At 41.7% G+C, this 26,082-nt stretch carries 22 protein-coding genes; 7 read left to right on the forward strand and 15 right to left on the reverse strand.

Annotated elements, in window-relative coordinates:
- Positions 1–156 precede the first annotated feature (156 nt).
- Positions 157–1,368, forward strand: a complete 1,212-nt coding sequence (locus APA_RS14605) for a glutathione S-transferase family protein (protein ID WP_201322996.1) — start codon at positions 157–159, stop codon at positions 1,366–1,368.
- Positions 1,369–1,640: 272 nt separating this feature from the next.
- Here the strand turns inward: APA_RS14605 and APA_RS14610 are convergent, their stop codons facing one another.
- The gene (locus tag APA_RS14610; protein WP_201322997.1) at positions 1,641–3,287 is read right to left on the reverse strand and encodes a GspE/PulE family protein; all 1,647 of its coding nucleotides are present in this window, start codon (positions 3,285–3,287) and stop codon (positions 1,641–1,643) included.
- Between the two features lie 189 nt (positions 3,288–3,476).
- On the opposite strand from APA_RS14610, the gene APA_RS14615 reads away from it, so the two are divergent.
- On the forward strand, positions 3,477–4,211 hold the full coding sequence (locus APA_RS14615) for a pentapeptide repeat-containing protein (RefSeq protein ID WP_201322998.1): 735 nt from the start codon (positions 3,477–3,479) through the stop codon (positions 4,209–4,211).
- A gap of 96 nt (positions 4,212–4,307) precedes the next feature.
- Here the strand turns inward: APA_RS14615 and APA_RS14620 are convergent, their stop codons facing one another.
- The 10 genes from APA_RS14620 to tgt all read right to left on the reverse strand — a co-directional run bounded on the left by APA_RS14620 (position 4,308) and on the right by tgt (position 16,212).
- Entirely contained in the window at positions 4,308–5,180 is an 873-nt protein-coding gene (locus tag APA_RS14620; protein WP_201322999.1) for a metallophosphoesterase, read from the reverse strand.
- A gap of 60 nt (positions 5,181–5,240) precedes the next feature.
- The gene (locus tag APA_RS14625; RefSeq protein ID WP_201323000.1) at positions 5,241–5,765 is read right to left on the reverse strand and encodes a DUF1993 domain-containing protein; all 525 of its coding nucleotides are present in this window, start codon (positions 5,763–5,765) and stop codon (positions 5,241–5,243) included.
- 143 nt (positions 5,766–5,908) lie between these two features.
- Entirely contained in the window at positions 5,909–7,492 is a 1,584-nt protein-coding gene (locus tag APA_RS14630) for a DEAD/DEAH box helicase (protein ID WP_201323001.1), read from the reverse strand.
- 317 nt (positions 7,493–7,809) lie between these two features.
- Positions 7,810–9,090, reverse strand: a complete 1,281-nt coding sequence (locus APA_RS14635; protein WP_201323002.1) for a DNA cytosine methyltransferase — start codon at positions 9,088–9,090, stop codon at positions 7,810–7,812.
- Between the two features lie 96 nt (positions 9,091–9,186).
- On the reverse strand, positions 9,187–10,119 hold the full coding sequence (locus APA_RS14640; protein ID WP_201323003.1) for an ABC transporter permease: 933 nt from the start codon (positions 10,117–10,119) through the stop codon (positions 9,187–9,189).
- A 105-nt stretch (positions 10,120–10,224) separates the two neighbouring features.
- Positions 10,225–11,313, reverse strand: a complete 1,089-nt coding sequence (locus tag APA_RS14645) for an ABC transporter permease (RefSeq protein WP_201323004.1) — start codon at positions 11,311–11,313, stop codon at positions 10,225–10,227.
- Positions 11,314–11,416: 103 nt separating this feature from the next.
- Positions 11,417–12,613, reverse strand: a complete 1,197-nt coding sequence (locus APA_RS14650; RefSeq protein ID WP_201323005.1) for a BMP family ABC transporter substrate-binding protein — start codon at positions 12,611–12,613, stop codon at positions 11,417–11,419.
- A gap of 194 nt (positions 12,614–12,807) precedes the next feature.
- Complete coding sequence (locus APA_RS14655) at positions 12,808–14,556, reverse strand: iron uptake porin (protein WP_201323006.1); 1,749 nt, start codon at positions 14,554–14,556, stop codon at positions 12,808–12,810.
- Between the two features lie 154 nt (positions 14,557–14,710).
- The gene (locus APA_RS14660) at positions 14,711–15,079 is read right to left on the reverse strand and encodes a LapA family protein (RefSeq protein WP_201323007.1); all 369 of its coding nucleotides are present in this window, start codon (positions 15,077–15,079) and stop codon (positions 14,711–14,713) included.
- Complete coding sequence (tgt, locus tag APA_RS14665) at positions 15,076–16,212, reverse strand: tRNA guanosine(34) transglycosylase Tgt (protein ID WP_201323020.1); 1,137 nt, start codon at positions 16,210–16,212, stop codon at positions 15,076–15,078. Before tgt ends, APA_RS14660 begins: the two co-directional genes overlap by 4 nt.
- Before the next feature lie 294 nt (positions 16,213–16,506).
- Here tgt and APA_RS14670 point away from each other — a divergent pair, with 294 nt between their 5' ends.
- From APA_RS14670 to APA_RS14680, 3 genes are read left to right on the forward strand one after another with little or no spacing between them, the layout of a single operon-like run.
- Positions 16,507–17,523 (forward strand): glycosyltransferase family 2 protein, encoded by a 1,017-nt coding sequence (locus APA_RS14670; RefSeq protein ID WP_236579593.1) that lies wholly within the window; start codon positions 16,507–16,509, stop codon positions 17,521–17,523.
- Positions 17,524–17,530: 7 nt separating this feature from the next.
- Positions 17,531–18,517 (forward strand): glycosyltransferase, encoded by a 987-nt coding sequence (locus tag APA_RS14675; RefSeq protein WP_201323008.1) that lies wholly within the window; start codon positions 17,531–17,533, stop codon positions 18,515–18,517.
- 36 nt (positions 18,518–18,553) lie between these two features.
- Positions 18,554–19,120, forward strand: coding sequence for a DapH/DapD/GlmU-related protein (locus APA_RS14680; protein WP_201323009.1), 567 nt, complete (start codon positions 18,554–18,556; stop codon positions 19,118–19,120).
- A gap of 193 nt (positions 19,121–19,313) precedes the next feature.
- Here the strand turns inward: APA_RS14680 and APA_RS14685 are convergent, their stop codons facing one another.
- On the reverse strand, positions 19,314–20,375 hold the full coding sequence (locus tag APA_RS14685) for a ring-opening amidohydrolase (protein WP_201323010.1): 1,062 nt from the start codon (positions 20,373–20,375) through the stop codon (positions 19,314–19,316).
- A 176-nt stretch (positions 20,376–20,551) separates the two neighbouring features.
- Positions 20,552–21,994 (reverse strand): cysteine--tRNA ligase, encoded by a 1,443-nt coding sequence (gene cysS / locus APA_RS14690; RefSeq protein ID WP_201323011.1) that lies wholly within the window; start codon positions 21,992–21,994, stop codon positions 20,552–20,554.
- Between the two features lie 375 nt (positions 21,995–22,369).
- Between cysS and APA_RS14695 the strand changes: the two genes are divergently transcribed.
- Positions 22,370–22,699: a hypothetical protein gene (locus APA_RS14695; RefSeq protein ID WP_201323012.1), complete on the forward strand. Its 330-nt coding sequence runs from the start codon at positions 22,370–22,372 to the stop codon at positions 22,697–22,699.
- A gap of 21 nt (positions 22,700–22,720) precedes the next feature.
- On the opposite strand, the gene APA_RS14700 is transcribed toward APA_RS14695, so the two are convergent.
- Positions 22,721–23,881 (reverse strand): YafY family protein, encoded by a 1,161-nt coding sequence (locus APA_RS14700; protein WP_201323013.1) that lies wholly within the window; start codon positions 23,879–23,881, stop codon positions 22,721–22,723.
- A gap of 177 nt (positions 23,882–24,058) precedes the next feature.
- Between APA_RS14700 and APA_RS14705 the strand changes: the two genes are divergently transcribed.
- Positions 24,059–25,468 carry a type III-B CRISPR-associated protein Cas10/Cmr2 gene (locus APA_RS14705; protein ID WP_236579594.1) on the forward strand — a complete coding sequence of 470 codons (1,410 nt, stop codon included), beginning with the start codon at positions 24,059–24,061 and terminating at the stop codon, positions 25,466–25,468.
- Between the two features lie 63 nt (positions 25,469–25,531).
- On the opposite strand, the gene APA_RS14710 is transcribed toward APA_RS14705, so the two are convergent.
- Positions 25,532–26,082: IS630 family transposase (locus APA_RS14710; RefSeq protein WP_201320743.1), on the reverse strand; the 551-nt coding region annotated here is incomplete at its 5' end.

Here is a 26,082-nt window from a genome sequence, read left to right on the forward strand (position 1 = left end):
AGCAATTCTAATTCATTTTTGAGATTACATGGTTTGTAAGAATATGAAAACCGCTATATCGCTTGCTCGGGATTAAGTCGGGGTAAACTCTCACAAACTATCTGTTATATGATGGAATTATTAAAATCATCAGATCTCATCACCACATTTTTTCCTATGACTATCGCATCCCTAAGCTGGACAGAGTTAGAATCCCTCACAGATTTCCAAATAGATACTGTCAATGGTTCCACTAATGCACAAGCCAATTTACGGCTATTTGGACATACCGAAGCTGATGTGCGCGTGACACTGTATCGCGACCATCATGCATGGTGTCCCTACTGTCAAAAAATTTGGTTGTGGCTGGAGGAAAAACAGATTCCCTATCGCATTGAAAAAGTAACTATGTTTTGCTATGGAGAAAAGGAAAGTTGGTACAAACGAATTGTGCCATCGGGAATGTTGCCTGCGATCGCCCTAGATGGACGCATAATCACTGAAAGTGATGACATCTTAATTGCTCTAGAGAAAGTCTTTGGCTCTCTTAGACATAGCATGACCGACGCTCAGGTAATGCCGATCAGGAGATTGGAAAGAATCTTGTTTAGAGCTTGGTGTGAATGGCTCTGTCGTCCCGTCAGTTCAACAGCCCAAGAGCAGCGCCATCGCCAACAATTTATCGAAGTTATGCAAAAAGTAGAAGAGGTGTTGGGCAATTCGCCTAGTCCTTATTTTCTCGAAGATTTTGGTACTTCGGATGTGATTTTTACGCCATATGTAGAGCGGATGAATGCTAGTCTCTACTATTACAAAGGCTATTCCATGCGCAAATCCAATCCGAGGATGTCTGCTTGGTTTGATGCGATGGAAAGCCGTCCAACCTATCGTGGCACACAGAGCGATTTCCATACCCATGTCCATGATTTGCCGCCGCAGATGGGAGGTTGTTATGAAAATGGAGAACCGCAGATGCTTATTAATAAAGAACGAGTGGATTATGGCTCGTGGTTTGGACTTCCAGATGTGACTTATCCAGAGCCAGCTGACTCTCGTCAGGAAGCACTACAACGGGTGATCAAGCATCGTGCCAATATTATTAAAGTCAATCCTGCGGATAATCAATTGTTTGATCAAGCTCTGCGTTGTGCTTTAACGAATATGATCACTGATGAAGAATGTACGCCACCACCTGATTCTGATATTGCTCTAAGATATTTGCGCGATCGCATTAGCGTACCTCGCGATATGTCGATCTATGCCGCTAAGCGTCTGAGAGAAGCTCTAGAGAAAACTGCGGCTTTAGTAGGCGATCGGCAAAGTTCACCCATTCCCGTCAGAAATCGCCGCGATCAAGATCCAGCTAATTTTAGTTCTCTTTCATCATAAACTTACAGCACTTGACTCTTAAACAAAACCCAAATATTTTATTAAAAGTGTTATAGCAATGTAAGTTTTGCTTAGGACATAAAACCCAAAAGATGAGTGGCGGCGCGAAGCGCCGCCACTCATCTTTTGGGTTTTGATTTGTCCTATCTATCTCTTGCGTTGCTATACAAGGTAACACTTTTTAGGGCTTACGCAAAAGAACAAAATGTAGTGGCAATTCATGAATTGCCACTACGATGAAATGCAGATTTTAAGCCATTTTTGCCTAAATCCTAATTTGGGATATCACCAAATACTTTGCGTGGTAGCACACGTAGAGCCTCTTCTAAAGTAGTTATTCCTGTCGAAATCTTCTTACTCACACTATGATAAAAAGATTCGTAACCCTGCTCTAACAAGTAATCAATTAGTTGTGATTGAGTTCCTTCAGCCATAACTTTTCGTACTTGAGGAGTTACATTCAACAATTCAAATATTGCCTCACGTCCTAAATAACCTGAACCAAAACAATGTTCACAGCCCTTACCCTGTCGCCAATCTTGATATTTGACATCCTGCACTGCCACATTAAGAAACCTCAGTTCTGCTTTTGTAGGGACATATGCTTCAGAACAGAAAGAACAGATTTTCCTTACTAGTCTTTGAGCGACCACTCCTAACAAAGATTCAGCTACCAAACTGGGATGCAGTCCTAAATCTTTTAATCTTGCTACTGTGCTAATTGCATCATTAGTATGCATAGTTGATAGAACTAAATGCCCTGTCATTGCTGCTCGAATCGTAATTTCAGCAGTTTCCAAATCACGGATCTCACCGACCATAATGATGTCGGGATCTTGACGTAAAATTGATTTTAGTCCCGACGCAAAAGTAAGCCCCCCAGATTCCTGTACCTGCCCTTGGGTGATATTCGATAAATTATATTCAACTGGATCTTCCATCGTAATTACATTTACTTTATCCGTTGCTAATACTTGCAGAGTGGCATATAGAGTACTGGTTTTACCAGAACCCGTTGGACCAGTGACAATGATCAAACCTTGAGGTTCAGACATCCAACTGCGGTAAATATCTAGCAATTGCTCTGTGAAACCAATATCTTCGAGATTAGTTGTTAGCACTTTGTTACGTGGTAACAGCCGAATTACGGCTTTTTCCCCGCCAACGCAAGGAAAAGTACTCACCCGCATATCTAAGTCAAGATCAAGATTGTCAGCAGTAACGTAATGCTGACTAACTCGACCATCCTGAGGACGACGACTTTCACCAATGTTCATGTTACTCATCACTTTGAGAGCGACGATAGTTTTTCGACTCACTTCAGACGGTAAGATGCGGGTAGTTCTCAATATGCCATCAATACGATAGCGAACTCGCAAACCTGATTCTGTCGGCTCTAGGTGAATATCACTGGCTCGATGTTGGAGAGCGACGGAAATTAAGGCATTGATCCGATGGGTTTGATCAAGGGCTTGAGATAGATATATTTCGGAGATTTCATCTAAGTGCGCTTCTTCATTTGTGCCTGTAAGTGGATTTATAATTGGCGAGGCGATGTTACTTGGGTCAGGGATATTTTGTCTGAGAAACCATAACAGGTAACTTTCGGAAGAGATGGCTATATTTTTGATGCCCGTTAATGTCACGATACTTAATTTTTTGATTTCGTCACTCGTCAGTGAATGCGGCGAACCTAGATAAAAATAACCATGCCATAGCAATAAAGGAATCACAGGCGGCAAGGATTTGCGATCGTCGAAATGATGGAAAAAACGATAATTTAGCTCTTCATCCAGCAGATCAATTCTCAATCCCCCACGTTTATCAACTAATAGTTGAATTGCCTCATCACAATCTATCTCTTGATTACGGAGACGCTTCCATATCGAATTTGGAGAATTTACGGGTATTTCACTCATAACGCTGTTTGGCTACTAAATACTCTTGATCGCGATCGCGTTAGGTATAAGTCTCAATATAGTAGCTATGTTAACCTCAGCTCACCTGCTAAGTAGGTAATTAAGGTTAATGAATTTAGGTTATTCAGGTTATATTGATATGAATGAAACGCTTCAAGAATCCTTGGGATGTTTGCTACAAGAGTGCATATGGCTGATATACAACAATTACAACTACTATTGGAAGGGGTAAATGGCTGGAATCAGTGGCGAAATACGCATCCAGATGCACCGATCGCCTTACAAAATGCCATGCTTAACGTTGCCAATCTGCGCCATGCCAACTTAAGTAAGGCAAATCTGGAAGGCGCAGACTTATATCACGCGAATTTGATTGAGGCTAACGTGCAATATGCCAATTTAACTAAAGCTAGTTTGAATGGGGCGATCGCTACAGGTTTGCTTAGTTATGCAGATCTCAGCGATGCGAATCTTTACAGCGCGATTTTTACGGTTGCGGATCTTAGCTATGTCAATTTACAAAGAGCTAATGCGATCGGCGCAAATTTTAATAGTGCTAATCTCCAAGGGGCAAATTTACAAAACATCAATGCTAGCCATGCCATATTTTGGCAAACAAATCTGAAGGATACTGATTTGCGTAACGCGATTTTGTGGGGTGCAAAATTATACTGTGCTAATTTAGAGCGATCGCAATTGCAAAATACAGACTTCAGCGGGGCGGATTTAAGCGGGGCAAATCTTCGTGATGCCGATCTAAGTGGGGCAGATTTACGCGATGCGAATTTGAGTCGAGCTAATCTGGAAGGAGCAAATTTGCATGGAATCTGTTGGAGCAAAAATGTAAGTGGTCGTGACACCAATTGGAATAATGTGATCGGATTAATGGCTGCTCAAAATGTACCTACAGCCCTTTTACCATAATCTTTTGATCGCTTAACAATTATTTGTCATTGCATCGGGCCGCATCCTAAAATGAATCGCTGATAACTTCTCTAGACTTAACAACAAATCCAACCATTACGGAATCACCCTGATGTCGATGAGCCAAGGGCGAAAACCTTCCTTCATGGCATAATCACCTCCCTGTTTAATGACACCTTGATCGCCATTTACAGCTGCCGCGTTGACAAAGAGAATCCCCAGTTCCTCATCCCAGAAGACCCCGCTAGAATCATGCTCGTGTCCGAAAATATGTAGTCGAGGTCGCTCAGATGGTAGCATCCCCCGCAAACGATCGCGTAAAGCCACGCTACCAATTGCAATCGGGTTTTCCCGCAGAACTCCACCATATTGCACACTGGAGTCGAGAATTCCCAGCGGTGGGCTATGCGTGATCAGCACATCCAGTCCAGAAGGGATATCCGCGTATAGTTCCATCAAACGCAGTGGGTCGCGGGCAAAACCCTCGTAACACAGAGGGTTGTCTTGCGTCATCGCCTGTCGGCGTGGTGTCAGACCGATGTATGGTGAACCGAAGAACTTCAACCCTGCAATCTCTTCAGCAGAATGCTGGAGCAGGCGCATGGGCACATAGCGCTCATCAATGCCGTTGCCATTAAATAAGTCCCTTGCATTGGTCATCAATTCACTGCTCCATATTTCTCTTGGTTGCGAAAGGGGAGCGGCTTGGAGCCATGTCTCTACATCCAGCGGCTTGTCATGATTTCCTGCGATCGACACAACGCCATAAGTGAAACGATCCGCCAGCGAACGGAGCCATACTGCCGCATCAGTAAGCTCAGAGAAGAGTCCATTCTTCGTATGGTCTCCTGCGTGGATCAACAAATCACCTTCAGGAAAAAGAGAGAGAGGCAGGTCAACATTGTGTGTATCCGAAACGATGACTAACCGCAACCATCCTGAAGTACGGGGTGTATCAGCAGATATCATCGCTATATCTCTCATTTCCATCATGCCTCGTTCTTGAGCGAGTATTCTATTTCTTCTTGATTATGCATTGCTTTGATGTTTCAGCGAAGGTACTAAATGCATCATAAAGTCTCGCTTACCTATTGGTGCTCCTGCCATACGCAGAATATTGTACGTCGTTGTTATATGGAAATAAAAGTTGGGCATCAGAAAATCATCTACATATGAAAGCCCAGATAATTCTGCGTATAGCCCTTGTCCAAGATCGAGCCGATTGAGTTCTGATAGCTTAGAATCGCCAACATTGATAGTTGTCAGCAACTCCTTGGTAGATGAAATATGACCACGCGCCTCAACTAGAGATGATACTTCGGGGTTCAAGTTGCTTGCCGACTGTCCTAAGCACCACAATGCGAAGTTGCGAGGCTGATTGCACACAAATGCTATTTGTGTACTGAATGGAAGCATATCGGGTGTGATGCGAAGCTGCAATAGAGCCTCTACATCGTCTGCGAAGTGACTCTCTGCTAACTCTAAAATATGACTCAACGTATCGAGCCTAGAACTGAAGATATTTTGTAGTGCTGTAATCTTCTGATTTTCCATGCGATTTTTAGAAACACAAGTTGTAAGGTACAAAGGAGAAACGTTTGAGCTGAACCGCACTTGATGCGCTCAGCGATTAACCGTTTGTTTTATACGCCGAGTTTCGTGATTTTATCATATTTCGCCAGCAAACATATACATTTCTATCGGTAGTTGGGGGGACGTTTATATTTACGAGAGATATCAATCTGTTGACGTTTAGGAGGGAACCACGATCGCCAAACCCAGACGAGGATACTTTCGAGTAGCTCGGCTAGCTCGATCGCAGCTTTGCTTACTTTCTGTATAGGCGATAACTGGCGAGGAGGACGGTGAGAGCGCCTCGTTGAGGATGTTCTTGGAGATGCTTTTGAGGCGATTGGGCGGGTTTGGGTAGATCGGCGATCGCGGTTTGGAATAGTTTGATTGGAGTTTGACGGCGATCTGGAAACATTTCTGGATTGGGTAGGATGGCTGTAGGCTTGTTGAGCCAGATGGGTTTCAAGTTCGGCATGGGTGGGCAGGCTGTAGAAATCAGCATCTGTCTCGTAAATTTCGACGCGACGCTTGGGTAAATTTGGTAAATCGATTTGAGGTTTGGGAATATCAGCGATGGACTGTTCGATTAATGCTTCGATCGCTGGTTCAGGCTCAGGAATTTCTTCTTCTAATCCCTGCAATGTCCAATTTCGCTCTGCTTTCGCTCCACCCAAGCGTAAGCAATTACCCGCATGATCGAGAATCAATGCTTTGCGACCACCTTTTGGGCGTAGTCCACGACCGAGCATTTGCAGGTGTAAGGCGACAGATTTGGTGGGACGACATAGTTGGATCACTTCGATTTCGGGAAAATCAAAGCCTTCGGTGAACAAATTGACATTGCAGAGTACTAGAGTTTGACCATCACGAAAACGTTCAAGAATAGCTTGACGCTCTTTGGTCGCAGTTTCGCCATCGATATGTTCGGCTGCAATGCCTACGGTTCGGTAACGCTCTGCGATCGCTTTGGAATGGTCTAGGTTAATTGCAAATACGACACATCGTTTTTGATGGGCATGTCGCAAATATGCATCCACGGCACAACCAGCCACATAGCGGCGATCGATGCGCTCAGCTAGGTCAGCGGAATTAAAATCTCCACCCGCAATGCGAATTCCCTCTTCTGTGGGTAAAAAGCTTTCAGGTGCAAGCACATCATAATCCGCGAGAAATCCTCGCCAAATCAATTCTGATACAGAAGGACCCACCACCAATGCTTCATAAAGGCGATCAAACCCCCGTCCATCCAGCCGAGAAGGTGTGGCTGTCACGCCCAAAATCAATGCTTCGGGAAAATGGCGCAAAATTGTCAGATAACTGGGGGCAAGGGAAAGGTGCGCTTCATCAATAATCACGAGGGCGATCGCGCCCAAATCTATCTCTTGTTTTTCGAGGCGTTTTACCAAAGTTTGGACTGAAGCACATTGCACGGGATGCTCTAGGTGCATTGGCTGATCGGCTTTGATAATACCAACTGGCGATCGCAGTGTTTGTTCTAGCGTTTTTCGTGCTTGCCAGAGTAATTCTTCGCGGTGAACCAATAAGAGGACGCGCTGATTGCGATCGTCAAAATGCTTAGCGAGTTCGCTAAAGGTGCGTGTCTTTCCTGAACCTGTTGGCATAGCTAGCAAAACAGCTCGCTTGCCTAACCGCCAAGTTGCATAAATTTCGGAGATCACACGCTGTTGATAGTCTCGTAGCTCGGACATCGCACGCCTCAAAAAAATCCCTAGTATTATGCCAGAAGTTGCTCAAATCGCATCAATGACTTTTGTTCAGTTAGGGAGACAGGAGAAAATCTCCAATATCATAAATTGGAAGTATGTGCTAGGCGATCGCTTTTCCGAACACAACTAAATTCGTTTATCAATCAATACCTCAGTTAGGGAGAATGTCTTAGTTGGAGATGTATTAACCGCCCCAGTCATTAAATTTTCTTGTTTGGTAAGTTTTGCAGGAAAATAAACATAATCAGATGAGGTAATTGTATAAGAATTATTTTGAATTGCTGATTTTTTGTTGTTTTCTAAAGAGGATTTTTTGACCTTGGCTCAATAGTGTTAGGACTAACCTTATAGTGTAAAGACGCTGTAGTCATGTTAAATTGTAATAGCTTTTCTTCACCTAAAGTATATACATCTTCATTTAAAGTGGGTGAAAGGTTCATTATTTGCATTATTTGGGAAGCTACAGCTTTTGCTAAAAGCGGTGGTACTGAATTGCCAACTTGTCTAAACCCATGCCAAATTGTCTTATGAAAGCGAAACCAATCTGGGTAGCTATGTAATCTAGCAGCCTCTCGGACTGTTATACATCTTGGTGTACTCGGATGTATTGGACGAGGAGCAGTAAATGCACCACGATTGCTTGGTGTTCCTGCTCTCAGAGTATTACTAATGCCATCTAAAGCTAGCTTATAAAATCTACTAATGCTTTCTACTTCTCCCTGATCTGTAGCACTAAAACGTTGTATTGAAGTCTCCTTATGTTTTGACATAAGACTAGAAGTTAGTAATTTTTTGTCATATTCTCTTTTATAGCCAAAGTTTGATTCACCAAAATTATTGATTAGCTTTACATATTCGCTGAATTGCCCAAATTCCACTTGCAACTTATCCTGTTTCATTAACTCAAGATATTTAGAAATATCGGGTAAACCTGCGATCGCTTCTCTCACAGTTGGGCTATTTTTTAAATTGGCAAGTTCTTTAGGAATCTTTTTAGCATTTGCAGGTTTGCTAATTGGTGATGGATAAGCTGGTAAAGGTAAATTATTGCGACACCCAATCAGGAAAAAGCGTTCGCGATGTTGGGGTACACCAAAATGAGAAGCATTCAGAATTCCATTACCTTTCAAGATATTGTATCCATTTTCCTCAAAGCTCTTGATCACCTCCTCAACAAACTTACGGTGATTGCCAATAGTTAAGCCTTTAACGTTTTCCATTACAAAATATTTGGCGTTGAGTTCAGTTACTAAGCGCATAAAGTGTGATACCAAATGATTGCGTGGATCATCTAAGGCTCGTTTTCCCATTAGTGAGAAACCTTGGCAGGGTGGCCCCCCAAATACCACATCAACCTCGCGATCACCTATTTGCGCTATATCACGAATCTTTTCACCTGTTACATCAGTGACACTAGCACAAATAACTTTGCACATAGGGAAATTATATTCATGTGTAGCACAATGAATTGGATCTATTTCTACAGAAGCAAGCACATCAAATCCAGCTTGCTCAAACCCTAATGTCATCCCGCCCGCACCTGCAAATAAATCTACGGCAATCGGTCGTTGATTTCCCATAATCTACAAAGCATCTATATATCACTGAAGATACTCTATCCTATAGTGCTTTGTATTAAAAAAGCCTTGCGAAGCAAGGCTTTTTTAATATTGTTTTTACTCGTTAGTACCTAATGCCCCAGGGGAGCCGCTTAATGTCCTTCGCGGCGAGCAAGTAGCGATCGTGATGATTAAAGTCATGATGTAGGGCGCAGCATTGAAAAGGTAATAGTAAGAATCAAATCCAACTGCCTGTAAAGCTGGACCGATCGCTTGTGCGCCACCGAACAGCAAAGCTGCCCATAGACAATGAATTGGCTGCCATCGTGCAAAGATTACTAGGGCAACAGCCATTAAACCTTGACCGCTAGAGATATTCTCTGCCCATAAGCCAGGGTAATACAGCGATAAACTTGCACCACCGATACCAGCAAGAAAACTACCTGCGACGATCGCAAAGGTTCTCACTCCGACAACTGAAATTCCCATTGCTCTTGCGGCGCTAGGGCTGTCACCGACAGCCCGAACATATAATCCCCAACGGGTGGAACTAAAGAACCACTGCATTAACGGCGCGATCGCAATGCCGATCAGCAACAATGGGCTAACTTTTAGAGCGGCTTGAACTTGTGGATAACTGCTCCAATTTCCCCATTCAAGTACTGGTAAAGGAATTGCTTTGGGTTGAATAAAGGCTTTGCCAAAGAAGAAAGCAATCCCACTACCAAAAATAATCATCGCAATTCCGACAGCGACATCACTTACCTTAGGGCGTTGTGATAACCATGCATGAATTAACCCTAGCCCAACTCCTGATAAACCAGCAGCTAAAACACCTAACCAAGGTGATTTAGTTAGGTAAGAAACTGCATAGGCAGTCATTGCCCCAGTGAGCAAGGTTCCTTCTAGACCAAGATTAATCTTGCCAGCTTTTTCGGTAAGACATTCACCTAAGCTTACAAATAGAAATGGAGCACTCCCTCGGAGTGTACCTGCGACAATCGCCAGAGGCACACTCATCCAACCTAATGTTGTAGTTGTATCTGTCATGGTAATTGGTAATTCTTAGGAAAATTTATGATTAAGAGAAGCAATATTTTGTTAAAAGTGCTGCGAAGCAGCACTTTTAACAAAATATTGCTTCTCTGCAATTGACTAAACCGCAGTCGCAGATGCGTCAATCTTAACTTCAGGCTCTCTATCTTTAAAGAAGTCCAAACGACCATAAAGAGATTCACTAAAGAGAATAGCTAAGAATACGATGCCTTGGAATAGTAAAACCGTGGCGTCAGGTAATCCAAACGATCTCTGAAGTGCGCTACCACTTGCCAGAATACCGCCCATGAGCACAGCAACAAGTACAGCAACTAATGGATTTTGTCTAGCGATAAAAGCAACCAAAATACCGCTATAGCCATACCCAGAGTTTAATGAGGCATTAGCGCTACCATGAATAGCGGCAATTTCTACCATTCCTGCTAAACCTGCACAGGAACCACCCAAGAAGGTGACAATTAGTGTGAGCTTGCCAACAGGTAAACCAGCAATTTTAGCAGCGCGAATATTCCCTCCCACGGTGCGAACTGCAAACCCAAAAGTGGTGCGATGAATCAGGAAATAGGCGATCGCACAGGCAACTAACCCATAAATCAGACCGTAATGCACTCTTGTATTGGGAATACTTTGCAGCATATTAATAGCTGAAATTGGAAAGCTAGAGGGTTTATTCAAGGTGGAAGGATCGCGCATTGGACCTTCGACTAAGGTATTAAGCAGGGCGAGCGCAATGTAATTCATGAGCAAACTACTAATAGTCTCATTAACACCGCGATAGTACTTAATAGCACCTACAAACATGATCCATAGACCACCTGCGATAATTCCTCCCATCGCCATCCCAATCTGGACGATCAAAGAGGGTAAAGAAGCGATCGATAGACCAACAGCGATCGCGCCCAATCCACCAACTATTAAAGCTCCTTCATTGCCAATAATCGTCAATCCCAGCATTGCAGGTAGAGCAGTGCATAGAGATGTCAGCATTAATGGCGCCGCTCGAATTAAAGTTCCTTGCCAAGAGAAACTACTGCCGAATGCAGATGAATAAATCGCCCCATAAATTGCGATCGGATTTTTTCCTTGGACAGCACAAAAAATCCCAAAAATCACTAGTGAAGCAAGTAAAGCTCCTATGGGAAGCAGAATATTCTCAGATGTCGAACGCCAGCGATCGCGTAAGCTCATAGTCAAACACCAAATTTGTGAAAATTATTTGGAGCGCTTTGCGCTATAAATATCGAGTTAATCTGGTATTTGCATCTGGATATAATGCAAATACCAAATTCATCTAGCTTTTAACATTACCGATTACACCTTCAACAAACCAATCCATCTTTTCTAGATCGGGATCTGTTTGTTTGAATTCCTTGCCCTTAGCAATCACAACTTTGCCAGTGTTATCCTTCATTTCCCCAGCATAAATAATCATGCTGCCATCCATAAACTTAGCCATCACCTTTTCCGCTTCCTTCTTAGCCGCAGCGCTAACAGCACTTCCAAAAGGCGAGACTTTACAGAATCCTTCCTTGAGACCACCGCGCAAAATGTGAGGAATGCCCCCATCGCTAAGAGTCTTACCTGCTTTGAGCAGCTCTACATACTTGGTGTAGACATTCTTCCAATCCCATTCTGCACCAGTTAGATATCCATTCGGAGCAAGTGATGATTGGTTAGTATGATAGCCAGTGCAGAATACTTTCCGTTTTTCTGCGGTCTCCATCACAACTTTTGGACTGTCTACATGACAGGTTAATACATCTACGCCCTGATCGACCATGCTGTTTGCGGCTTCAGCTTCTTTGACAGGAACCGACCAATCGCCTGTGAAGATGACTTGAACTGTAGCTTTAGGATTAACGCTACGAGCACCAAGGGTATAGCTGTTGATATTGCGAACCACCTGCGGAATTGGCTTGGCAGCAACAAATCCTAACTTACCAGATTTGGTTGATAGCCCTGCGACGACACCTGCAACATATTCAGCTTCATCTATGTACCCGTAGTAACTACCGATATTATTAGGGGTTTTGCCTTCTGTGTACAAGCCGCCGCAATGGAAGAACTGTATTTTGGGATTAGCTGGCGCTAATTTGAGAATATGAGGATCGAAGTAGCCAAAAGATGTTGGGAAAAGTGCTGTAACACCATTTTGGTTAATCATGCCGAGCATTGTTTCTTGGACTACGGCAGTTTCTGCAACACTAGCTTCACTGAATGTTTTAACCCCAGTCAGCTTAGCGATCGCGGTTTCACCCTCAAAATGAGCTTGACTATAACCAAAATCATCTTTTGGTCCAACATAGATAAACCCAATATTCAGAAGAGTAGCAGCAGGAGAGCCTGGCGCACTTGGAGAACCTGTAGTAGCAGTATTTGTGGGAGCCTGCTCTGTGCAGCCTACCCAAAGTTGAGAGGTTGCTCCAAAAGCTGCTGTAGCGATCGCGCCTCGGATAAACTTACGACGTGGAATATAAATTGGACTCATGCCTTCACACCTTAAAAAGATTGAATGTACCGCGAGTAAAAAAACTAATACAAGAAATCTACACTGAATTAGAAGCTAGCAAATATTATCTTCAACAAATGTATTACTAACTACTTGCGTCACTTAGATATCTCTTCCAAATACAAAAGGGTGTGACTTGCACACCCTTTTGTATTTGGAAGCTTACACTTTAATTAGAAGCTAAATACTGCTTGCAAGTTACCAATAAATACAGTTGGATTGCTAGAGAAGTTATTAGGATTAAAGATGAAATAAGCAGAAGGCACCAAAGAAATATGCTTAGTGACTGGGTAGATATATGAGAATTCAAGATCGTACTGTGTACCATCATTGCCTCTACCAGAAACTAGGACATTGCTGCTATCTCCAAACTTGTATGGTACAGCAAAGGAAATCATCGCTTGAGCACCTTCTTTGAACAAGTCAGGGAACGCCGCTCCAATTTGGAAAGTATATTGGTTGACATTCACTGAACCGCCAGCAGATCTGTTAAGGTTAGTGGTTCCATACCCATAACGACCAAACAGACCAAATCCTTTAGTTACCAACCAATCAAAGTTGGCTGCAAAGATATCAGACTGTCCATTGTTAAAGCCTGGAATCGTAGTAGCTTGGAGCGATGGAGATCCGCCAACACTACCATCCGCATTTCTAGTAATATTGCCATGACTATAGATGAGTCGGAGCTTAAAAGAGTCACTTGGTTTGAAGCCAAGTTCGGCTGTTATATTATTCGTACCACCAGTTAGCCCTTGGGTTGGGGAGGCTGCTGAATTACTCCTGAAAAATTCATTACTTTCAGCCAAGTAGCCAACTTTGAAGTCAAATAGATCTCCCAAAGGAGTCATGAATACTGCCCCAGCTCCGCGCTTAGCATCGCTCAACAATGAGTTGTTGATAGAAGCAAAAGTGGTGTTCCAAGGGTAAATAAATCTGTTCCCATCAAAGTACTTGTAGAAGTTGACGCGAGGGCCAACAATTAAAGTTGCTTTGTCAAATACGGGGAACTGGTAAGACAACTCGCGCAAAACGAAAACGTTTGCGTCGGCTCCAGCCGTTTGATCGGTAAACGTTGTAGCTGTTGTATTGAAGAAGTTTGCTGAACCATAGGCATTGGAATAAGCTGAATTGCCGTTACCAACTGCGAGTTGAGTTGTTAGACGATCCTTACCTGTGAATGATGTATTTAGGGTCAGCCATACCAACCCACTCATGGTTGTGTTTGGTGCGTTTCCTGTAGATGGAATGCTTCTTCCGGGGTTTAGAGGATCTGGGACTAGCGTATCTCTGAGGACGTTACTACCAGAACCACCCGTAACGTTGAAGAAAGCTAAACCACCAAGCTTGGTGGTAGTAGAGAACTGTTGAGCCTCTAGCTTCTCAACCTTAGCGTCTAACGCATCAACACGACCACGCAAAGTCGCAAGTTCAGCAGCAAACTCTTCTTGGAGCTTTTGCAGAGTAGCCAAGTCTTCTTTGCTGACTTTATCAGCTAGTCCTGCAGAAATGATTTCGTTGATCTTGTCTAAACAAGCATTCAAACCAGCGGCAAATTCATAGCGGCTAGTTGCTTGTTTACCGCGAAAGGTACGGTCAGGATAACCTGCAATACAGCCGTATCGCTCGACTAAAGATTGTAAAGCAGTGAAAGCCCAATCTGTGGGTTTAACATCACTCAATTGAGATACAGAAGTGACGTTTTGAGCTACTTCCTTGGGGCGATTTAACTCTGTGTTAATGGCACGAATCGTTTCTGATTCGTTCATCTTTACTTCTGTTACAGGCAGTGATGACTGCATTACTGGAACAGATGAAGATTGAGACTGAACTTGAACTTGATTTTGCGTCTCAGCATTTGCGCCTGTAGCCGTAGCTAGCAAGCTCAAGCCTAATAAAACTGAGAGATTACTGACTTTTTTCATTCCTTCACACCATAAAAGAAAATATGTTCAACATCTATAACTAGATAATTTAGTTAGGTATTAACTTTCTAATTAACTTTAGTTACATTTGTTAAGATGCATATATTGGAAGCTAACAAAATCAGCAAACCACAAATGTATTCGTAAATACAATCTATCCCCAGTCTTCATCCCAATCATCATCAAAGTCATCTTTATCTTTCTTGGTTGTCCTAGACGTCCTAGAGATATCCTTTGTTGCAGTTGCAGGTTTAGTTACTGTTTGACGTTTGGAAGGATTGTTTTTATCAGGGAAAACAGAAAATTTCGGCACTGTTGGCAATTCAAAACTTATTGAAGGTTGCCAAATATTAATACAGGTAGCTCCGCAGCCAGCACAGAAAATTAAAACCAGTCCTAGTGGTAATTTAATTGACTCAAAGGCAAAAAAACGCAAATTAACTAAAAAAGTATTTTGGGTTGCAAAAATGGCGATCGCCATTGATCCAATCCATAGAAAAATATAGAGACATAGGCGGATCATGAATGTCGCTCCTCTGTAAAAGATGAAGACTCAGTGAGATAATGCCCAAATCTTTCGACAAATTGATTGTCAATGATCGCTTGGCGCATTTGCTGCGTAAAGCGGATCAATTCAGTAATATTGTGAATTGATAATAACGTATAGCCCAAAATTTCTTGCGATCGCACTAGATGACTAACATAAGCCCGCGAGAAATTCTGACAAGCATAGCAATCACAATCGCTATCAATAGGCGTAAAATCGCGCTTAAATTTTTGGTTTTTAAGATTCCAGCGTTCGCCTTTGACAAGAGCGACGCTATGCCGCGCAAATCGGGTGGGAATAACACAATCAAATAGGTCAATGCCTGCGGCGACGGCTTGAGCCATTTCTTTATATGTGCCAACGCCCATAAGATAGCGAGGTTTATCGGCTGGCAAAAGTGGGGTTGTGGCTCTAACAATTTTTTCGATTAATTCTGGTGGTTCGCCGACACTCACGCCACCGATCGCATAACCTGGTAAATCAAACTCAATTAGTTCTCTTGCTGACTGTTGACGTAAATCCAAATAAACTCCGCCTTGGACAATCCCAAATAAAGCTTGATCATTCTTGCGATCGTGAGCTTTGATGCATCGCTCTAGCCATCTAGTAGTACGCTGTCCTGCTAGTTTAATCGCCTCATAGGTTGCAGGGTAGGGAGCGCATTCATCAAAAGCCATGATCACATCCGCACCCAGTTGATTTTGGATTTGAATAGATTTCTCTGGCGTAAGATTAATCATGTTGCCATCACGGGGCGATCGGAACTGCACTCCCTCTTCACTAATGGAACGAATCTCACTTAAACTAAATACCTGAAATCCACCTGAATCTGTCAGGATTGGACCATCCCAATTCATAAATTTATGTAAGCCCCCTGCTTCTGCAACAATATCTTCACCTGGTTGGAGATGGAGGTGATAGGTATTGGCTAAGACCATTTCAGCTTTGCAGTCTTTAAGTTGTGCGGGTGTGACGGTTTTTACATTCGCCAATGTGCCCACGGGCATAAAACGCGGCGTATGTACAACTCCATGCGGTGTATGGAACTGACCAACTCTGGCATCAGTGCGATCGCACTGACATTCTAATTTAAAAGTAAAGTTATTCAGAGCTTGCGATCCTAATTCTAATATTTTATATCTAATAATTTAAGTGCCTCGGCATAATTAAAAAAACAGATTCAAAATCTATACCGCCCACTACGCGGGCGGTATAGATTTTTGGGTTTTATATTTAATTGTGCCGAGATACTTACAGGTTTAAACAATTTTTAATTGTATCGCATTCATGCTAATGGATTAACGATTCTAGTTTTTGCCCAATGACTTACATTCATTATAAATGCGGCAAATAAAACGCTATATTAACAATACAAAAAGATTTTACAATTTTGACCAAACAATATGGTACTTGTAAATACCGCTCTGACATTACAAGATTTACCTCCCCCACCAGAAGGCAAGACTGGCTGGCCTTGGACAGAACAGACAGAAGTATTTCTAGATAAAATGCCTGATGGTTCTGACTGGCCAAGAATTAGTATTGTTACTCCAAACTATAATTATGGTAACTTTATCGAGGAGACGATTCGTTCAGTTCTACTACAGGGCTATCCAAATCTTGAGTATATAGTTATTGATGGGGGTAGTACAGATAATTCTATTGAGATAATTAGGAAGTACGAAAAATGGTTGTTCTATTGGGTTAGTGAAAAAGATTCTGGGCAAAGCAATGCGATTAATAAAGGGATAAGCAAATCTACTGGGATAATCTTTAATTGGATAAATTCTGATGATATATTGAACCTAGCATCTTTATATAATGTGGCATGTATTTGGAGAGAAAGAAACCCAGATATTCTAGTTGGTTCTGGCAGAATAATTACTAATAAAAAATGTATCGAATGGATACCGCATCAATCAATTTCAGCATTAGATCTAGCGCTATGTTTTCAGGGTGAAGTCGGGATGTCTCAGCCTTCAACTTTTTTAAATCTCAATTTTGTCAAACGAGTTGGTGGACTGAGTGAAAACTTTCACTATATAATAGATTATAGCTTATATATCAATCTTCTTGTAAGTGAAAGTATAAGTAGATTGACAACTGTCAATATGTGTCTGTCAACTGTTAAACTTCATGAAGGAGCAAAGACGGTTTCATCTTGGAGCAAATTTGAAATGGAAGCCATTCAAATGCTTTCCAGCGCTATGGCGAAATTTCCAGCAAATGAGAGAAAAGATATTAAACAGCATATATATCAATTATCTGTTCAAGTTGCAGTTAGAAATGCAGTCATGAATTTAGGATTTGCTGGACTTATTTCTCTCCTAATTTTGCTCTTAAGAAACCCTCTCTTCATGTTCTCGCGATTTTATCTCGGAGCATTAAAGAATAAATTTGTGGAGGCTACTGGAAGGTGACATTAGTATGAATGAACTGGTTTCTATTATTATTCCTTGCTACAATGCAGAAAAATGGATTGGCGAATGTATTGATTCTGCGCTTTCACAAACCTATAGCCCCATAGAAGTAATTGTTATTGATGATGGCTCTACTGATGCCAGTCTGTCTATAATTGAAAAATATGGAAATAAAATTAGGTGGGCAAGTTATCCAAATGGGGGGCCAAGTGCAGCTCGTAATCGAGGTTTTCAAATTAGTAAAGGAAACTATATTCAGTTTATAGATGCTGATGATTACATTTCTCCTGTAAAAGTCAAGGATCAAATAGAGTTTTTAAAAGTTTCAGGTAAAGATATTGTTTATGGTGATTGGTGTTATCAGTATCACAATGTTGATAATACGATCCAGCACTCAGATTATAAGACACATCAGCCCGATGAGGATATGGTTTATTATATTCTTAGTGCTAATAAGATTCTTCATGGTTCTTGTCTATACAGACGTGAAGTTATTGAAAAAATATTAGGATTTGACGAATCGCTAAGAATTGCTGAAGATTATGATTTTTTACTTAGGTTAGCATTCTCTGGAGCTAAATTTGGCTATTTAGAGGGTTGCAACTATTTTTATCGTATATATAGCCCAATTACTGCTTCTCATGGACAAGGAATAAAGCACCCAAATTCAGTCAAATTTGTTTTAGACAAAACAAGCTTTTACCTAGCACAAAAAAACTTTTTGACTGGTAAATATCGTCATTTACTTGCTTGCAAATACTTTCTAGTCGCTAAAAGCTATCTAATGATAGGATCGTTTAAACAATCTAATACTTGTTATGAGATATCTAACAACTTTTCGGAAACACTTAGATTTAGATCAGAGGGAAGTTCAAAATTTGAAAAGGCATACAATTTATTTGGTTGGAAAGTCACTTCATTGTTGATGTATGCTTTACAATTCATTCCGAATAGAATGAACAATTTAGCCACAAAGTTAAAATGGTTTGGCTAAATATTATCTACCTATCATTAGTTTGATCAGTAAGACATGAAAAATATTTTGCTAACATATACTTCTAATCTTAAAAGCCATACAGGAAACTTTCTTCTGTACTTTAACAATTATATTTTATCTTACATACCACTATACGCACTAAGAAAGTGTTTCTACGTTAATTTATTAGGTCTAGAAATTGGGGTAGGAAGCAATATTTTTATGGGAGCATGGTTTGATTCTAGGAAAAATTTTAAAATAGGGAAAAACAGCATTATCAATCAAAAATGCCGTTTGGATAATCGTGGGGGATTGACGATAGGTGATAATGTATCTATATCTGCTGAAGTATGTATTCTAACTGCTGATCATGATTTACAATCTCCTCTATTTACTGGAAGATGTAGAGCAGTAACTATTGAAGATTATGTATTTGTTGGAACAAGATCGATTGTATTGCCTGGGGTAACCCTAGGTAAGGGTTGTGCGGTTGCTGCAGGTGCAGTTGTTACTAAAGATGTAGAACCCTTTACAATTGTTGGTGGTGTTCCTGCTAGACATATTGCTAATAGAAATGAAAGCTTGAACTATGAATGCCACTATCCAAGGTCTTTCTTTTAGTTCTGTTATAACCAGTCATGTTAGAACAAAATCAAAAAAACAAAAGAAAGTTGCGGTGCGAAGTACCGCAACTTTCTTTTGTTTTTTACGTCTTACCAATCCTCAAAAGTGTATCCACACTTTTGAGGATTTATATAAGCCCCAGTATGTTTTGTGAATTTTCAACATCGCATTGCCATATTGAAAATTGATATCATTCAATACGGGCGATCGCAGCAACAGGCCCACCACCCGAAGGTCCCTGATGTTCGCTACCACCTGATACATAGACCATTGGATCTTGAATAATTGAGGCAACTACTGCACCAACCACAGCCCTAGCCATTCTAGTATGGTTAATATCTGAATCATCCATCATCGTATGTCTTCTTCCCAAAAGCTCTCCAGATGGATCGGCTTCTGCTTTGGCAAATATATTTACAATCCGATCGCTTGTTTGACCTGTTGAGGAGATCGCTTTAGTTATGGCTTGAGCATCTAGGGCATGTTGCATCACACTATGACCAATTACAAAATTACTGGTTGATGTCGGAGCATTCCCCAATACTAAAATCTCGCAATTGCGTAGTTCTACCCCTGCGGAAGTGGAAGCTACTGTGGAATACAAAGCATAGTTTTGGCAGATATCATCTGATGCGAGATCTTCCAATCGAACTTCACCTAATGCTACCGCAACTCCAAGTGCTGAGGCTCCCCGTGAGTAACCCATTGACTGATAGCTACTTACGGATTTGTTCATAGATTGAGGATCGTGTAGCAGGCGATCGCGACTAGTAATAAGTGGACATTTAATCTGAACAAAATGTACATCAGCTTTGGCTATTCCTGCGGATACGATCGCCTGATTAACAGCCAAGGCAACTTCCTTGACCATCGTTAATGAGCCGATTTCCGCAGAAGTAAAATCACGGGTATGAATCACGCCCAATGTCAAAGCCATACGAGTTGGGATATGTGGTTGAGAAGGCTGACTAGTAAAAATCGTCAAATGAGGGCTTAAGACTCCCTCAGTGCCCCCAGACATAACATAGACAATTGACTCAGATTGTTCTTTCCCAACAAAATTTGCGAGATAATTCTTTAAGGTTTGTACCGCAAAGCCGCGTGTGAAGTCATTGACGCAGCCATTTCCTTCTGTCTTACCCAAAATTGCCACAATCTGTTGCGGATTAATTTCGCCAGATGCGATCGCTGATTCTAGCGCTGTGAGATCATCTGGACTATTTTGAGGAAGCTTATATACGTCAACTTTCATGGAATTTTGGCTGAATAGATTAGGTGAAGTCAAAAGCTAAGGTGAATTGCTTTTCGTCTAGTATAATAGTCTCACCTTTGCCACCTACCTTGTAAACTGCGATCGCCACAGCCATACAGTTTTATCCATTGGTTTATACAGCGAGCAAAAAAGCCTTATTTTGCAAGGTTTTTTGCTTATGTCCTGATCCATCGTGTTGTTCCATCTTTCTGATCGACTAGGGTAATCCCCAAAGTATTCAGTTCATCCCGAATGCGATCGCCTTCTTGGTAATTCTTCGCTTTCTTCGCCTCAATCCTTTGTTGAATTAGCGATTCTATTTCTGTATCACTAATGCTCTCTTCCTTGACTTGGCGATCGCTAACATCCGCAATAAAGCCCAAAATGCTGTTCATATAGCTTAGTGCTTGCCAATCTTGATATAAAGCTTCGGAACTAGCGACAGTTTTACCCGCATGGGATAGAGAGTTTCTCTCAGCGCGTAATTTTTTGGCTAATTCAAACACATGGGACATGGCAACGGAAGTATTAAAATCATCATCCATAGCTTCCTCAAAACTGGCGATCTCATCTATAACAACACTGCGAGATGGGATTTCGACATTTCCCCAGCCTAACTTTGTACCAAAGTCTGAGGCAAACAACATTCCATCGCGAATTGTCTCCCAACCTTTGGTTGCTGCATTAATTGCTTCTTCCGTAAAGTCTATCGGTTGACGATATTGCGCTTGCAAAATGAATAAACGGATTGCCATCGGGTCGAAATAGCCAAATAGATCGCGAATAGTTGTGAAGTTATTCAGCGATTTGGACATTTTCTCGCCGTCAATATTCACAAAACCGTTGTGCATCCAGTATTTTGCTAGTGGCTTCGCATAGGCGGCTTCTGATTGTGCGATTTCGTTCTCATGGTGTGGAAATGGCAAATCCGAGCCGCCAGCATGAATATCAATCGTCTCTCCAAGCTCCGATCGCACCATTGCCGAGCATTCTATATGCCACCCTGGTCTGCCATTTCCCCAAGGTGATTCCCAAAAGGGTTCGTTGGGCTTTACAGACTTCCATAGGGCGAAGTCAAAGGGATATCGCTTATAGGGTTCATGCTCATCAACGCGTCCACTTGCTCCTGCCTGCATGTCTTCTAGCTTGCGCCCTGAGAGCTTGCCATAGCTGGGGAATTTCTGCACCGCATAATAGACATCACCACCTGAAGGATAGGCATATTCGAGATCAATTAACTGTTGGATCAGGGTAATTATTTCGGGAATCGATTCGGTAGCGCGGGGATAGACATCGGCTTTAGCAATATTTAACTTTGCCATGTCCTCGTCATAGGTGGCGATGTATTGCTCTGCGATCGCCTGCATGGTGGTGTTGCGTTCCTGCGCCCGTTTCAAAATCTTGTCGTCAATATCGGTAATATTCTGAACAAATTTGACCTGATATTTTGTCGCCAAATAGCGCCGAATCATATCCCAAACTACATAGGCTCTGGCATGACCCAAGTGGCAATAGTCATAGACAGTCACACCACAAACATACATTTTCACATTCCCCGCTTCGAGGGGAATAAAGTCTTCTTTGTGTCTGGTAAGTGTGTTGTAAATGCGAAGGGTCATGGGTTTGAGTGTAGTTGAGTATCTAAGAAGCCGCGAGGTAATTATACAGCAAAGCCATAGCGTAAGGGCAATTCATGAATTGCCCTTACGCTATGGCTTGGTCACGAAAAGAGATGCAATATTTTCATTAAAAAGGTAGCAAAGCCACCTTTTTAATGAAAATATTGGGGTAGATGTACTTGTCAAAAAATGCGATCGCGTAGAAACTTTAGCTATAAGATTTTGCAATTGGATTAATATAAATCGAAATCCCAAAGATGAGATGTGATGCAATATGCCACATCTCATCTTTGAGATTGCCTATCCTAACGAGCCTGATGACAGCCTTAAATTGTAACTAACATCACACTAACTGCTAAGAACTTTGTCAACAAAATGAAAATTTCTGCACTAAAAATTCTTGCCCTATTTATCAATCTCCTAGGTATTCCTGCTCTTATTTTTACAGGAATGTATGCTTTGGAAGCTCCGATTGTTTTACTTTACGCATCAGGAGGAAAAGTAGCTTTCTGGGCGATCGCTGTCTTGGGATTTTGTTTTGTGTTACTACCTATTTTACTTATAGGGGCTGAAATATCTGGCTGGCAAAATTTTAAACAACGGAAATATATTGATTCTATTGGTGCATATAAATGGGTACTTGCAGATTTGTTATTCATGCTATTTTTTGCAGTCGCCATGAGTGCAGGTTGGGTAAATAAATAACTGATAAGCTCCACAGTACAATTATTCTGAAACTTCATATAAAGCTGCTAACTTCAGTGCTGCAGAGCGAAAGCGATCGCGCAAATTCTGTGGCTCTAGTACCTGAGCATTATGAACAAACTGATTTACCCAACGACAAAACTCATTTAGCGATCGCTCTGGTAGCGTAACGATGTAATCGATATACTCAGGCTTTCCACGCCGATCAATCGATTGGGAAATATGTCTTTTCTCTCCCTCTTCGATAAAAGCAATTACGGGTGCAAAAAAACGTACCTTGATTTGAATATATTCTAGAGTTCCTGCAAGCTCTCTAACTTGGTCAGATGGTTCACCTAGAAACAAACCCCAACCTTTTTTGAACAGATTCATTGCCACAGTTAAACTTGATTTTTGGAGATCAGTTCCTCTGGGTTGATTAACGACTTGGATCTGGTCAGTGAATCTGTCAATCCTTTCGATTTCTAAATGACCATTATCGACATATTCATAGAGCAAATACCAAGCGATATCGTGATAAATCAATTGCAATGGGAAGACTTGTAAATATCCGATTTTATGGCTATAGGGGTCGGTATATCGATAGATAGTGATTGCTTGCCCGATCGCGATCGCGGCTTCAACTTGATCTAAACAATTATAAAGATTGTGGCGATTTTTTTTGATATCCAGCATTTCGTCAAGATCTGTGTAGATGATTGCTCGATCTATTTGCGATCGCACGGGATAGAGATAGTCTGTAGATTCTAATATTTGTTTGCCGCGCAGTTTCTTTTCGAGGTCTTGGTAAATACGGATCGCTTGGGGCGATCGCTGATATTTTGCCATTGAGGCTAGGGCATTGAGCGCTACTTGTAGGTCTTTAAAGGACATCACCCCTGTTCCTAAGAAGTAGCCCCAACGATAAATACGTCGCTCCAAAATGCCATATTTACGGAGTGTAACTAGGTCTTTGCGGAGGGTGGGGATGGAATATTTAGTTAATGGAATATTGTATTGTTGTGCTATTTCATAAACTTTTTCTTTGACGGCTTCTAGGGATTCGTGGGCGGATTGGGAGTTATTGCCGATGCGATCTGGGCTGCCAATTCCAGGGTGATGAATAAAGGTAGCAATTAGAAGGAGCAGGCGATCGAAGGCTTGGCGATCGCTGTAGGAATGCAAGTCGCTAGTCTTAGGCATGGTGTTATGTCAAGTAAATGACGATATTTATTAAAGATTATAAATATACATATAACTACGTCTATGAGTAGTATTTGATTTGTGTAAATAAATAAGAAAAATATTTGGATTAATTTGTTTTTCTAGTGAAATACTGATAAATTGCTTTTATTAATGTGTGTGGGAGGTAAGGCGATCGTGACGACAGCATTACAAATCAGTGAGAAGCCGCAAACCCAAGAAACTAAAGATGCGAAATACACGGTGATTACTTTTGCGCCTGTGCAAAGTTTTATCGAGAAGTCTCGTAAGTTGCGAGATCTCTATGGCGCATCGCAAATTCTCTCGTACTTAAGTTGGAAGATCGTTTGTGCGGCTAATAGTAAAAACTGTGAAGTGATTTCACCTGCGATCGCGATCGATGATGTCTCTGAGATGGCTAATGTCGATATTGTGCAGGGTATGCCCAATCGAATTTTAATATTGGGAGATTTCTCGCATAACGATGCTCATAAAGCGTTAATAGAAGGCTGGAAAGAAATTGTGACGGCTTGTCGTGGTTGGTTGAGAGATAATTTGCAAATTGATGATGAGGGTTGGTTTAACTCTTGGACAAGATGGCAAATTCACGCTTGGGAGGTGTTTTGGGGGAGTGGGGACAGTATTCCTTTAGCAATGCGCGATTTGGAAACTCGGAAGTTGCGGCGGGCTTGGACTGTGCCGAATTGGAACGGTGAAAGTTCTAGTTTGTCAGGGCATGACGCGATCGCTCATCCAAATATGGATAATTTGGGAACGAATGATGCAGAAATCAAAAGATTTTACAAGAGGCTTGCCGAAGTTCTCGATCCTTCTGGTAACGAGAATGATCGCGCTTACATCAATGAAAATGAGCGATTGAGTATTCCTGAATTAATCAAAAGATTGGTTACTTATGAGGCGATCGCTAAAAAAATCCATCGCGATCTGTATGCGCCAACCTTTCGGGAAGTGCTTCGCAAAGATGACAAATCTGGTGCGACCTATTGGACTGGTTGGTTTATGGGTGATGGCGATAAGGTTGGCGATCATCTCAAGAGGCTTACAGATAAGGCTAGCGTTACTCAGTTTAGCCAGTCTTTGAGGACTTGGGGTAAGCAATTCCAGATAGATTTTGATGAAAAAGGGCGTGTAGTTTATGCAGGAGGAGATGATTTTCTTGGTGTGATGTATGGGGACAAACAGACTCCTAAATTAGATAGTCGTGAAGTAATTGAATGGTTACTGGATTTGCGTGATAGTTGGGAACAAGGAAACCTTGGGATTACGCTCAGTGTTGGTTTTGTATGGGCGGGGCATAGTGTGCCGCAGCGTGATGTGTTGCAGCATTGCCGCGAGGCTGAGAAATTGGTTAAGAATTTGGGGCGCGATCGCGTGACGATTCGGATTCAGTTTAACAATGGACAGTTTGTGCAGTGGACTACGCCTTGGAAGTATTTGGAATGGTTGAAGGCTTATCGCGATCGCAATGAAAATACTGGCAAAGATGCGAATTGGAGCCATGTAAGTAGATATGCAGAATTATTTACACATATTCATAGTAATGGGAAGATTCTAAGGATTACTTAATTGTGATCTAATTACTGTGAGATTAATTGCTCCACTTTCCCCTGAAACGACAAAGCTAAGTAGTTAAGCAAAATTAATTACATATTTTGAACCAAACTCTCGAAGAACTTTTTCAACATATGAGACTAAACTTTCCCAAGATTCATATGCATTTAGTTCAATCCACTCATATTTCATAAACCGCCATAAAATTTCAATCAAGTTTAACTGGGGACTATAAGGAGGCAACAGAAAAATCTCGACTTGCTGACTTTTCCACTCCTCCAGTTTTTCATTAATCATTTGACTGGTGTGAATAGAGGCTTTATCCATAACAATCACAGTAGGCTTGGTAGATTGGCGAGCAAAGTCATCAATACAAGCGAGAATGACTGCACTGGTGATACTACGTTCAAAAACATAAGCAGATAAGTCATTGTTTCGATTCATCAACCCCACGACATTTAACCGCTTACTACGTTGACTGGGTAGGCTTAAACCCAGTCCTTTCTCTTGCCAAGCATAGGGAATCGGTGGAGTCAAAGAAAAGCCACTTTCATCAAGATATCGCAAATCGATTTTGCCCTGCATTTCCTGTTCAAGCAATTCGGTGAGTTGTTGCTGTTTCTCTCTAT

The organism is Pseudanabaena sp. lw0831, assembly GCF_016584665.1.
In the GTDB taxonomy this organism is placed as follows: Bacteria; Cyanobacteriota; Cyanobacteriia; order Pseudanabaenales; family Pseudanabaenaceae; genus Pseudanabaena.

Coding starts and splice junctions, on each gene's coding strand:
- APA_RS14605 (WP_201322996.1), top strand. CDS start 157: ATGACTATCGCATCCCTAAGCTGGACAGAGTTAGAATCCCTCACAGAT.
- APA_RS14610 (WP_201322997.1), bottom strand. CDS start 3,287: ATGAGTGAAATACCCGTAAATTCTCCAAATTCGATATGGAAGCGTCTC.
- APA_RS14615 (WP_201322998.1), top strand. CDS start 3,477: ATGGCTGATATACAACAATTACAACTACTATTGGAAGGGGTAAATGGC.
- APA_RS14620 (WP_201322999.1), bottom strand. CDS start 5,180: ATGATATCTGCTGATACACCCCGTACTTCAGGATGGTTGCGGTTAGTC.
- APA_RS14625 (WP_201323000.1), bottom strand. CDS start 5,765: ATGGAAAATCAGAAGATTACAGCACTACAAAATATCTTCAGTTCTAGG.
- APA_RS14630 (WP_201323001.1), bottom strand. CDS start 7,492: ATGTCCGAGCTACGAGACTATCAACAGCGTGTGATCTCCGAAATTTAT.
- APA_RS14635 (WP_201323002.1), bottom strand. CDS start 9,090: ATGGGAAATCAACGACCGATTGCCGTAGATTTATTTGCAGGTGCGGGC.
- APA_RS14640 (WP_201323003.1), bottom strand. CDS start 10,119: ATGACAGATACAACTACAACATTAGGTTGGATGAGTGTGCCTCTGGCG.
- APA_RS14645 (WP_201323004.1), bottom strand. CDS start 11,313: ATGAGCTTACGCGATCGCTGGCGTTCGACATCTGAGAATATTCTGCTT.
- APA_RS14650 (WP_201323005.1), bottom strand. CDS start 12,613: ATGAGTCCAATTTATATTCCACGTCGTAAGTTTATCCGAGGCGCGATC.
- APA_RS14655 (WP_201323006.1), bottom strand. CDS start 14,556: ATGAAAAAAGTCAGTAATCTCTCAGTTTTATTAGGCTTGAGCTTGCTA.
- APA_RS14660 (WP_201323007.1), bottom strand. CDS start 15,079: ATGATCCGCCTATGTCTCTATATTTTTCTATGGATTGGATCAATGGCG.
- APA_RS14670 (WP_236579593.1), top strand. CDS start 16,507: ATGGTACTTGTAAATACCGCTCTGACATTACAAGATTTACCTCCCCCA.
- APA_RS14675 (WP_201323008.1), top strand. CDS start 17,531: ATGAATGAACTGGTTTCTATTATTATTCCTTGCTACAATGCAGAAAAA.
- APA_RS14680 (WP_201323009.1), top strand. CDS start 18,554: ATGAAAAATATTTTGCTAACATATACTTCTAATCTTAAAAGCCATACA.
- APA_RS14685 (WP_201323010.1), bottom strand. CDS start 20,375: ATGAAAGTTGACGTATATAAGCTTCCTCAAAATAGTCCAGATGATCTC.
- cysS (WP_201323011.1), bottom strand. CDS start 21,994: ATGACCCTTCGCATTTACAACACACTTACCAGACACAAAGAAGACTTT.
- APA_RS14695 (WP_201323012.1), top strand. CDS start 22,370: ATGAAAATTTCTGCACTAAAAATTCTTGCCCTATTTATCAATCTCCTA.
- APA_RS14700 (WP_201323013.1), bottom strand. CDS start 23,881: ATGCCTAAGACTAGCGACTTGCATTCCTACAGCGATCGCCAAGCCTTC.